The organism is Phycisphaerae bacterium, assembly GCA_035384605.1.
Classification (GTDB): domain Bacteria; phylum Planctomycetota; class Phycisphaerae; order UBA1845; family PWPN01; genus JAUCQB01.
The window spans coordinates 1-11,283 of the sequence record DAOOIV010000065.1 but is presented as its reverse complement, the minus strand read 5'-3'; the positions used below and the strand labels follow the sequence as shown (position 1 = coordinate 11,283).

General features: G+C 61.2%; 7 protein-coding genes and 1 tRNA gene. 7 read left to right on the top strand and 1 reads right to left on the bottom strand.

The window, feature by feature from the left end; all coding sequences use genetic code 11:
* Nucleotides 1-131: 131 nt before the first annotated feature.
* The gene (locus PLL20_14170; GenBank protein ID HPD31136.1) at nt 132-1,451 is read right to left on the bottom strand and encodes a Gfo/Idh/MocA family oxidoreductase; all 1,320 of its coding nucleotides are present in this window, start codon (nt 1,449-1,451) and stop codon (nt 132-134) included.
* Nucleotides 1,452-1,573: 122 nt separating this feature from the next.
* Here PLL20_14170 and PLL20_14165 point away from each other — a divergent pair, with 122 nt between their 5' ends.
* The 7 genes from PLL20_14165 to PLL20_14135 all read left to right on the top strand — a co-directional run bounded on the left by PLL20_14165 (nt 1,574) and on the right by PLL20_14135 (nt 10,719).
* Nucleotides 1,574-2,536 carry a phosphatidate cytidylyltransferase gene (locus tag PLL20_14165; protein ID HPD31135.1) on the top strand — a complete coding sequence of 321 codons (963 nt, stop codon included), beginning with the start codon at nt 1,574-1,576 and terminating at the stop codon, nt 2,534-2,536.
* Between the two features lie 90 nt (nt 2,537-2,626).
* Nucleotides 2,627-3,568 (top strand): PhoH family protein, encoded by a 942-nt coding sequence (locus PLL20_14160; GenBank protein ID HPD31134.1) that lies wholly within the window; start codon nt 2,627-2,629, stop codon nt 3,566-3,568.
* 221 nt (nt 3,569-3,789) lie between these two features.
* The gene (locus PLL20_14155) at nt 3,790-6,135 is read left to right on the top strand and encodes an HDIG domain-containing protein (protein ID HPD31133.1); all 2,346 of its coding nucleotides are present in this window, start codon (nt 3,790-3,792) and stop codon (nt 6,133-6,135) included.
* Nucleotides 6,132-6,671 (top strand): rRNA maturation RNase YbeY, encoded by a 540-nt coding sequence (gene ybeY / locus PLL20_14150; GenBank protein ID HPD31132.1) that lies wholly within the window; start codon nt 6,132-6,134, stop codon nt 6,669-6,671. Before PLL20_14155 ends, ybeY begins: the two co-directional genes overlap by 4 nt.
* Nucleotides 6,664-7,959 (top strand): hemolysin family protein, encoded by a 1,296-nt coding sequence (locus PLL20_14145; GenBank protein ID HPD31131.1) that lies wholly within the window; start codon nt 6,664-6,666, stop codon nt 7,957-7,959. Before ybeY ends, PLL20_14145 begins: the two co-directional genes overlap by 8 nt.
* Nucleotides 7,960-8,213: 254 nt before the next feature.
* Nucleotides 8,214-8,287, top strand: a tRNA-Val gene (locus PLL20_14140).
* Nucleotides 8,288-9,057: 770 nt separating this feature from the next.
* Complete coding sequence (locus PLL20_14135) at nt 9,058-10,719, top strand: sigma-70 family RNA polymerase sigma factor (GenBank protein ID HPD31130.1); 1,662 nt, start codon at nt 9,058-9,060, stop codon at nt 10,717-10,719.
* Nucleotides 10,720-11,283 lie beyond the last annotated feature (564 nt).

Below are 11,283 nucleotides of genomic sequence, written 5' to 3'. Positions count from 1 at the left end.
TCGTGAAGACACGGGGTTTATCCCCTCGGTCCTCTTGACACCGTTCGTTCGCTGGCCGGGCGAGAGACCGGCGGCATAAAGCCGCCGGCTCGTCAAGACAGCATATCCCTCGGGTATCACTTGCGCGCCGACTACCATCCCTTGCGATATGGCGGGTCGATGTACTGATTGGCCTCGGGAATGTTCGTGATCTTGCGATTCTTGGCGTCCCACTCGATGCGTTTGCCGACGCGGACGGCCACGGTCCCGAGCAGTAGCGACTCGGTCATCACGCTTGCCCGGCCGAAATGACTCATGTAGTCCAGGCCCAGGTCGCCGTTCTTGCAGTTGCGAATCCATTCCTCGTGATGACCCGGCGAGTCGGGAATCGTCCGCGGCGGCTGCTTGAGGTCCTTGAACTTGTCTTCGGGCAGCAGTACCCTGGCAGCGCCGTCGGCACTTGGCATGAATAGCGTACCTTTCTCGCCGACGACGATCATGCCGTTGTCAGGAAGCTCGCGGTTCTCGATCAGCTCCGGCGAGGGCTTCTTGCCGCCATCGTACCAGTACAGGCGAACGCCGGGACGATCGGAATTGCCCGGAAACTCCCATTTCACCTTGCTCCATGCAGGGTAGGTCTCCTCATACGGCTCAGAGCACTCGCATTCGATCGCCGTCGGATCGCGCAGATCAAGGCCCCAGAAAGCCACGTTGCAGATGTGGCAAGCCATGTCGCCGATGGCCCCCGTGCCGAAGTCATACCAGCCCCGCCACTTGCCGGGCAGATACGCGGGGTGGTACGGCCGCTGGGGGGCGACACCGAGCCACAGGTCCCATTTCAACGTCGCCGGCACCGGCGGCGTCTCGATCGGACGGTCAAGGGCCTGTTTCCAGAACGTACCCGGCCGATCACTCCAACTGTGTATCTCCCGAACCGTCCCCAGTACCCCGGCCCGCAGTAGCTCCACGTTGCGCCGGGCACCGCTTTGGGCGTTGCCTCCGTTGCCCATTTGGGTCACCACCTTGTGCTTCGCGGTTGCCTCGGCAACACGGCGAGCCTCGGCCACCGTGCGAACCAGTGGCTTCTCGCAGTAGACGTGCTTGCCGAGTTCGATCGCAGCAAGCGTGATCGGAGCATGCATGTGATCCGGCGTGCTGACTACAACCGCATCAATCTGCTTGTGCAGCTTGTCAAACATTACCCGGTAGTCGGCGAACTTCGTAACATTCGAAAGCCGCTTGAAGGTCTGCCCGCCGCGCACCTCGTCAACTTCACACAAGGCAACAATTCTCTCGTTCATCATTGCCCCAACATTGTCCGCGCCACGACCACCGATTCCCACACAGGCAACGCCGAGCTTCTCGTTGGGCGACTTGCCGGCGGCCCGCGCCGGCCGGCCGGAAACCCAGAAACCCGCTCCGGCGGCTATCGTGGTCTTTAGAAAGCGACGTCGGCTCGTTTTGTTCGTCATAGGGTCCTCCTGAGATACCAACCACGGCCTCAACCCGGCGGGTGACTCCATAGCATCGCCGCCGGCTCGTGGACGTCCCGGGCCGGCTCGTTTAGCATAGCGAACACAGAGGTGAAAAACACATGCTCTGGCAACGTATTGCGTTCGGGACCTTGATGATCGCCGTCGTTGTGGGCCTCGCCTGGCTCGATGGCTGGCTTTCGGCGTGCGGCTTAACCTCGCTCGATGAAGGCGTGCTTGGCGGCGCTACCAGGATCCGGCTGATGTGCGGGCTGGCCCTGACACTGGCCTTGGCCCTGCTGATCATGCTGGCCGTTTTCGAGATGGGCCGGCTCAGCCGGCAAGGAGGCCACAATCCGGCCACCAACTGGGCTGCGTTTGTGTCGGTCCTGCTGATGCTCGCGCCTTGGATCGAGGCTCAGCAGAAGCTGTCGTCCGCGGTGCCTGCTCTCCGCCTCACAGGAGGCATGCCGCTCTCACTGTTCCTCCTTACCGGCGGCATCCTGGGAGCCTCCCTGTGTATCCTCGCACGCAAGACCACCGAGAGGGCCTTCTCCAACTTGGCCGTCACATGCTTAATGATGCTCTATCTCGGACTCCTGGGCTCATTTGTCATCCGAATTCGTTGCCTTGATGCCGGACCAGCCGGTGCAGCCTTGGTCATCTTCTTCATCCTGACCGTAAAAGCCGCTGACATCGGGGCGTACTTCACAGGCATCGCCTGCGGAAAACACAAGCTAGCGCCTTGGGTCAGTCCCGGAAAGACCATCGAAGGGGCTGCAGGTGCGGTTGTCCTTGCGGCTTTTGCTGCCTGCGCGGCCATCTGGCTTTGGGAGTGCTGCCTGGACTCCACTCTTGGGCCGCCCCCTTTCAGCCTCGCGCAAGCCGTTATTTTTGGGCTGGTTACGGCCGTTTGTGGCCACCTGGGAGACCTCGTTGAGTCGCTGATGAAGCGGGATCTCGGCAGCAAAGACTCCGGACAAGTCGTTCCGGCCTTCGGCGGATTGCTGGATATCCTGGATTCACCAGTGTTTACGGCTCCGATCGCATGGTGGTTGCTGACATTCTTCGGCCGTATCGGTTAAAATAGAGTTGTCGGGCAAAGCCGGCGACTTAGGCCGGTTCGGACCGGCTGGGTCGTTGGACTGCCTTGTTGACGGGAGATAGCAGGCAAGTTGGAACTTACCATAACGCTGAACGACGCTCGCAAGCGGAATGCCCTTTTCGGTTCGGCAGACCGCCATCTGAGACAGATCCGGGGTGCGTTCGGCATACAGCTTAGCGCAAGGGACTCGACCGTCAAGTTGTCAGGTGCCGCCCACGCCGTCGGACAGGCTGCATCGGTCATCGACTTTCTGCAACGTGCGGTCCGCGATTCGGACGAACTGACGGACGAGCAGGTCTCCGAGGCCATCGGGTACGTCATCCAGTTGAACAATCCCGAGAACCGCGATGAGGATATCATCGAGGTCTACAGCCGTACGACCGTCACGCGGCCCCGGACAGATGGACAGCGAGCCTACGTTCAGGCCATGCGCGGCCACGATCTGGTCTTCTGCGTCGGGCCCGCCGGAAGCGGCAAGACCTACTTGGCGGTGGCCGTGGCAGTCTCGATGCTCAAGGCCGGAACCGTCAAGCGGATCGTACTGGTGCGGCCGGCGGTTGAAGCCGGCGAGAAACTCGGCTTTCTGCCCGGCGACATGCAGGCCAAGGTCAACCCTTATTTGCGCCCGCTCTTCGACGCAATGGGCGACATGATGACCTTCGAGCAGATCCGGCGATTCATGGAAAATGACGTCATCGAGATCGCTCCTCTGGCCTTCATGCGAGGTCGAACGCTCAACAACGCTGTTGTGATTCTTGATGAAGCCCAGAACACGACGCGGCTGCAAATGCTGATGTTCCTGACGCGACTGGGACACCACAGCAAGATGATCGTGACGGGCGACGACAGCCAAATCGACCTCCTGGATCCGGAGTCGAGCGGAATCAGCGACGCGTTGCGACGTCTTCGGTGCATCCCCGGGATCGCCATTATCAGGCTGGAAAAGCAGGACATCGTCCGGCACCGGCTGGTTCAGGATATCGTCAACGCCTACGCTAACGGGAAACCATGATGTTATGGGACGCGGCCAGGCGGGTCTTTCCCCGCGCCGGGTCTTTGTCGATGAAATGCCGTGTGTGCAGAGCGGGACGATGGCGCAACCCCTGACACCGGCACTCGCGGCACTGTTGCCGAGGTTCTCTTAGAATCGTGAGTTCGCGACCGTCACCTGTATCCGAATCGCGACGCCAGGAAGCCCGTCGCCAGCGCGACGAGCGACGGGAGACCCTCTGGATGAGCCTGCGACGCAGGGTTCGCCCCTCGTCATTGCTGATGGGGGTGGTTTTCTACATCGGCGTCCTTGTGGTTCAATTCTGGGGCAGCGATACGATGCCCTGGAGCCTCCAGCAACTCGTCGACCGGGACATCAACGCACGCGTCGATTTCTTCTACGAGGATCAGGCGGCGACAGAAGCCAACCGCCAGAAAGCGCGCGACGGGGCGCCATCCGTCTTCGTGTTCGACGCCGGTACCGCGCAGGTGGAACCTCAGACGGTGATTCGCACTCAGATGCATGAGCTGCGCGAATTGGTCGCCAAAGCCGAGAACTCCGACGCCAAGGCGATCCGGGACCAAGCGGCCGCCAAAGGTTGGATGCTGGACGACGGCGCGGTGTCGGCACTGCGGGCTTTCGCACCAGCCGCCAGGAAGGCTGAGTATGAGCGGATGGTCGATGCCCTCCTGTCACGGCTGTTGATCGTCAACACACCCGAAGATCCGAACCGCAAATCGACGCCTCCAAAAGTGTTGCTGAGAACGAAGGACAAGAACGGGGCCACTACCGACAAAGAAGTAGGTAGCGATCTGCTCATTTATCTGCCGAAAGCAAAGGATACAAAGATCGATGATCAGATCATGGCAGCGATGCACGGCGTTCGCTCCTGCCCGGAGGCGCTGCACAAACCGTTTGCGGATATCGTCCTCAAGGTAGTCGCCGGACCGGCCAAAGACAAGCCTTCCTACACTCCGTTCTGGCAGTACAACGCGGCCCTGACGGCGGAGCAAATGAACGCCGCCGCCGAACTCGTCAAAGAGGAAATCGTCTCCTACAAGGCGGGAACGACCCTCGTCGGGGCCAAAACCGTGCTCGGACCGGCCGAGCTGAACCTGCTGAAGCACGAACACAAAGCCTATCTTGAGGCTCAGAAAACGGATCCTGTCCTGCGGCAGCGGAGACTGTTGCGACAGCTCGGCACGGCCGTCGTTGTACTGATCGTGGTGACCGGGTTTGCCGCCTACGTCGTGTCCTACCGCCCCAGGATTACCGAGGTTCCTTCGCGGACACTGGCCCTGACCGGTTTGCTCCTGACCATGATCGTTCTGAGCCACTTGGTGGACCGTCTCCAGGGCTTTGGCAGCGACTTTCCGGCCGAGACCTGTGTCTTTTTCGTGGTTATTGCCTCCGCTCTGCTGACGATCGCCTACGACCAGAGGTTCGGCTTCGGCGTCGCGGCGGTGCTGACGGTGCTGACGACGCTCACCGTAGACGGCGATTTCAACCTCTTCCTCAACTACATGACGGCCGCAGGCGTCACCGTGGCACTGCTGAAGGACATTCGCACTCGCAGCAAGATCATCGCCGTAGGGGCGATCACCGCCGTCGCCACCGCCCTGGTGTCGGCGGCGACCAGCCTTGTGGCCGAGCAACCATGGCTCTATATCGTGACCCGCGCCGCCCTGTCAGGGAGCATGGCTCTCTTCGCCGGCTTCATCGTGCAGGGCATTCTGCCGCATTTCGAGAAAGTGTTTGGCGTTGCGACGAGCATGACGCTGCTCGAGTGGTGTGACGCGAGCAAGCCTTTGCTTCGGCGCCTGGCCCAGGAAACGCCGGGCACGTACAGCCACTCGCTGGTCCTGAGCCAGATGGCCGAAGAGGCCTGTGAGACGATCGGTGCCCACGGCCTGCTGGCCCGCGTGGGCGCGCTCTATCACGACATTGGCAAGGCCCAGAAACCGGATTACTTCGTCGAGAATCAGGAGGCAAGGATGAACCGGCACGACCGCCTCTCGCCGACCTTGAGCCTGCTGATCATCGTTGGACACGTCAAAGACGGCATTGAGATGGCCCGCGCCTATGGTTTGCCGCGTGTGCTTCATCAGTTTATCAACGAGCACCACGGAACGACTGTGGTACGATACTTCCATCACATGGCCAGCGAGGCGGCCGCGAAGAGCCCGTTGAAGGGCAAGCACGACCGTCAGGTTTCTGAAAGCGAGTTCCGCTACCCCGGTCCCAAGCCGCGATCAAAGGAATCAGCAATCCTCATGCTGTGCGATGCCTGCGAAGGCGCCGTCCGGGCCCTGAACGAGCCCACGCCCGGCCGCATCGAAAGCACGGTCCATCACGTGGTCATGGACCGTCTGAACGACGGTCAGTTCGACGACTGCGAGATCAACCTCCGCGAGTTGAGCCTGGTCGAGCAGTCCATCGTCAGGAGCCTGTGCGCCATTCATCACGGACGGATCAAATACCCGAAGGCCGATCGCCCGGCGCCGCCAAGAGCTCCCGTCCCGGAAAACGAAGCCGGCGCGATGCGCAACGGCGCGGCCGACGTGCCGGAGGTAGTCGAGCAGGCGTGAGAACCAAGACACACGCAACCCAGACCGGTTCTGCTGATTGCCGCATCACGGCCCGCCGGTTCGCCACATGCCACGAGGTCAACACCAGCCGGATCGTGCAGGCAGTGCGGGCCGCGCTCGGTAACCGGCCGTGCCGCAGCCTGGCCGTCGTCATCGTGGACGACGCCCGGATCGCCCAACTACACCGGCAGTTCATGGCCGACCCGACTCCCACCGATGTGTTGACCTTTGATCTTAGAGATGATCTCATCAACGGCCCGATCGAGGGCGAAGTTGTCGTTTCGGTCGAGACGGCCAGACGTCAGGCGAGACGGTATCGCACCGAGCCGGATCAGGAGTTGCTCAGATACGCAATTCACGGCACATTGCACCTCGTCGGCTTCGATGATCGTACGCCCTCCGAGCGACGACGAATGCGCAGAGAGGAAGATCGAATTCTGGTGCAACTCGCTGGCAAGGGGCCCGGAACGGGAAAACGGATGCGGCCGCGCCGGGCAAGACCCAGGCATCCGCAAGAGACTGTCGGTCGTGCTTAGTATAGAGTTCTGGATCGGGCTTGTCCTGCTGCTGGTGCTCGTGCTGGCCACCACCGCCAACACGTCGGTGCGACATTTCTCGCGCCTTCGGCTGCAGAAGGAACTCGAGAAGCGCGGACGTTCAGACTTGTTTCCCCGGTTGATCGACAACCAGGTCGCGCTGCTGTTCTGCTCATCGTTGCTGCGCATCTGCTGCATCATCGCCCTTGTCCTCCTGATCGAGCATGTCTTCCGCAACACCCCGGCCGGCGCTCGCGTCGGCATGGATCACGAATTCCTTGCTCATTATGGCATTACGTTCCTCAGTGCGTTGCTCCTGGTCATGGTGTTCGGGGTCGCGATTCCCAACGCCTGGGCTCGCTACGACGCCGACAGATTCCTGGCCACCGGTCTCCCGACGCTCATGGTCCTCCAGAAAATGCTCCTGCCGCTGGTCTCCTTTCAGCACGCCGTGAACTGGATCGCGCGAAGGCTGGCGGGCATACCGGACGACAGCGACGTCCAGGACGAAGTGGAGGAAATCGAAAAGGAGATTCTGGGCGTGGTCAGCGAAGGCGAGGCCACGGGAGTCGTACACGAGAAATACGCGTCAATGATCGAGCGGATCATGCAGTTCCGCGACAAGACCGTCGGTCAGATCATGACCCCTCGAACGGACATCGTCGCGATTCCCTCGACCGCCACCCAGGAGGAAGCCAAAGAGCTCATCACCCGGGAAGGACACTCGCGAATTCCCGTGTACGACGAGAACATCGATGACATCCGCGGCGTCCTCTACGCCAAAGATCTGCTGACCCTCAGCGAAATTGACAGCTTCGACCCTCTTGAGATGATGCGCAAAGTGCCCTTTGTGCCCGAGTCCAAGCCCATAGCCGACCTCCTGCAGGAACTGCGCGAACAGAAGGTGCATCTGGCGATCGTTCTCGACGAATACGGCGGAACGGCAGGACTGGTGACCATCGAGGACATCATTGAAGAAATCGTCGGTGATATCGCCGATGAATACGAGACGCCGGCACCCGAGTCCATACGCCGGATCGACGAAAACACTATCGAGGTCGATGCCCGGGTCCGCATAGATGAAATCAACGAACAACTGCGCACCGAGCTGCCGGAAGGTGAGGATTATGACACCGTGGGCGGTTTCGTCTTCAGCGCCCTGGGCAAGATCCCCGAAACCGGCGAGGAGTTGTCGTATCAGAACGTGAAGTTCCGGGTTATCGATGCAGAGCAACGGCGCATCAACCGGTTGCGGGTACAGGTAACCCCCGACCGAACCCAGACATGAACAGTCCCACGAGCCGGCTCCCCGCCCCGCTCGGGGAAGCCTCAGCTCCATCGGGAGACAAACCTCAATGGCGGGTGCGTGACACACTGGCCGGGGGTACAATGTCGGCACCACGGGCGGCCTGTCCGCACGTCGGGGCGGCATAAGACCCTGGCAGGCCGGCTTCCAGTGTGACTCCTCCCTGGACTCTCCTGGAGCCTCAATGCCGGCAGTTATTGACACGCATCCGCCAATCGCCTTAAATAGAGACCTGCGGGCGATTAGCTCAGTTGGCTAGAGCGCTTGCTCGACATGCAAGAGGTCACTGGTTCAAGTCCAGTATCGCCCAATCGATCGTAATTCCCGCCGAATTCGCGAGTTGCGAAGACCCGTTGTCCGGCGGAGCGGCCGTAACCGAAGGCCCAAATGCGAGTAGTACTACTCGCGAAACCTCGGAGGTCGGTCGTGTCCGCCAAACCCAAGCGAAGGCCGCGCTACCGGATCGACAAGGCCACAGGTCCAGGCTCAGACCTCCTGATCTCGGCCGTTGGTCTGATTTTCCCTTGCGGGGATCCATGGTTTCTATCGACCTCTGCGGTTGCGAGCTCTGGCCAAACCCGCGATCAAACCGGGCCATTCAGCGATTGCCGGCGCACCTCAATGCCACCGGGTTCCCCTGCCCAGGCACCAACCTCCGACTCGAATACGAACCGACCGCCGCCGCTCCAACCCATCGCGCGGCCCGACTTTGGTTTCCGATGAGATCCGGAGGTTTGAGCCTTCCGGCGCCGCAGGTGGCGTTCCACGTAAAATCATTATCCACAGCTTCTTGCGCCTGCAGGTGCCGTGGCCGGCAGGTCTTGCCCCGACAATCATAAACCGTTGTCAGGATTGACTTTTGGGCGCGGGTGATCGATAATAAATTGAGACGCTTGCCGGGGGAGCTTGCGGCTGACGGCAGGTTTCCCTTCGACGAGGGTGGCGGCCCGAGAGCGATGAGGGGCTCTATGGTGGCTGATGCTTCTCGGATGGTCACCTCTGCTGGTGACCTTGAGTCGGGTCCAAGGCTGACTCGGCGGCAACGTTTCGAGTGAGGCTCTTGCCTCCGGGAGACGGACCATGGCCAATTACCACCACGGGCCCATGGCGGAGCTCGCCCACCAGCTTGCGCTGTCACCGGTCAGACTGCGTCTCAGACAGCTTGACGCCATTGAGCATCTCGTCGATATCATCGAACCTGACAAGAGCTACCCATACGACTTCGTCTGCAATCACATTACCGACTACACTCCGCGCGGCGGACTGCAGCGCACCATGCAGGGCAAGTCACTTATCGAGGATCTTGTCCAGATGGTGGAGGATCTGAGTTCCTCGCCTGTGCTGCCGGCCGGCATCTTTCGACCCTGCTACACCACCGAGGAACTCGCCGCTCGCCTGAAGGTTTCGACCAAGACGGTCTGCCGCTGGCGTCGACGCGGATTGCCCGGACGAAAGCTGCGTTATCCGGACGGCACGGTCAGGATGGCTTTCCTCGATCGATGCGTGGTCCGATTTGTGGTACGCCACCGGGATCTGGTACGGCGAGGCGCGGCCTTCAAGCAGCTTAGTGAAGATGAGAAGCGACGAATTGTCGAGCTGGCGCGATCGATCCTTCGTGAGCGTCGCGTCCGTCTGCACGAGCTGTCACAGATGATCGCCGCGCAGATCGGCCGAGCCGTGGAAACCGTCCGTTATACGTTGCGGCGATACGATCACGCCCATCCGAACGAGGCCCTGTTCGGCAACGGCGATCAGCCGCTGGTCGCGCCGGAAATGATGGCGATTTATGATCTCGTCGCGGCGGGCGTGCCTGTGACGAAAGTTGCGGAACAAACCGGCCGATCGGAAAGCGAAATCCGATCGATTGTTCGCGAAGTCCGCGTCCGTCAGCTCGCGGCCAAGGAGATATCCTACATCTACAACGCCGAATTCGATGCCCCCGGAGCGGACCGTCTCATTCTCGGTCGCCATCGCATCCCGGAGCCGGCCCGTCTCAAGCGCGTCCAGCCTCCGAAAGACCTCCCTCCTTACCTTCAGGATCTCTATCGCCAGCCCCTGCTCACACCCGAGCAGGAGCGAGACATGTTCCGGCGTTACAATTACGTCAAGTTCAAAGCCGACCGACTTCGCAAGAAACTCGACGCCACTAAAGCCACCGACGGCGAACTTGATGCCGTTGAATCCCTCTTGGCCGAGTCGGAGCGCCTCAAAAATGAGATTCTGCGGGCCAACCTGCGTCTGGTCGTCAGCATCGCCCGCCGGCACGTCGGTCGGTCTTCCTGCTTTTTCGAGGTCGTCAGCGACGGGAATCTCTCTCTCATGCGAGCGGTCGAGAAATTCGACTACGCGCGGGGCTTCAAGTTCAGTACATACGCCTCCTGGGCCATCATGCGGAATTACGCCCGGAGCATCCCGGAGCAGATGTACCAGTCCAGCAAGCTCGTGACCGGCTCGGACGAGGCCTTGGCGGTCGCCCCGGCACCGGATACCACGAGCCGCGATACCATGCTCGAAGGTGCTCGTCATCTCGTGCAGAAGGGTTTGCAGCTGCTGACCGCCCGGGAGCGCGACATCGTTGTGCGACATTACGGCCTTGACGACCGGCACGACCCCATGACCCTGGATCAGATCGGCGGCTTGTTCGGCGTCACGAAGGAGCGGGTCCGCCAGATCGAGCGACAGGCCATCGCGAAGCTCCGCCGGGCTCTGGGCGACGGGCAAGAGGCGTTTGTTGAGGCCTGATCCATTCAACTCTGCTGACCGGCGGTCCAACGGCCTGATTCACGACCTTTTGCCGGATGGCCGGTGCAGACCCGTCTGAAGCAAACAAGAACACGACACCCAGAAGGCGTTGCTGGCTACCCCTGTTTGTTGCCGGTGATGTTCCAGGCAAGGGCACGGGTCGGGTTGTTGTCGGCGGGGGTGATGGGAATGACCGCCGTCGAAGGGACTGAGGCGGTTGGCGGGGCACGTAGCTTTGAGGGCCAAGGTGTCAGCCCGGCGAAGTCGTGGAAGGCCGGTGGCGAGATCGGGCGCTGTGTTCTGGGTGGATCGGATGACGGGGAACCGGTTGGGGGTTTCTTTAAGTCTTTAAGCTTTAAGGACTTAAGATTTGCAGTTGGGTTCGTTTGGCGCGGGGGAGTGGTCAGGGTGGCGGCAGGTCGGCGCCCTGCTACGTCGGGGCGACTTGGCGGGGCTCTGACCTGCCCTGCCTGCTTCAGGATTCTTTTGGAGGCGCATGCCCACGCAAGGCCGTGGGCATGGCACCCGGCGGACCTGCCCTACCTGCTGGTGGAAGATTGGTAT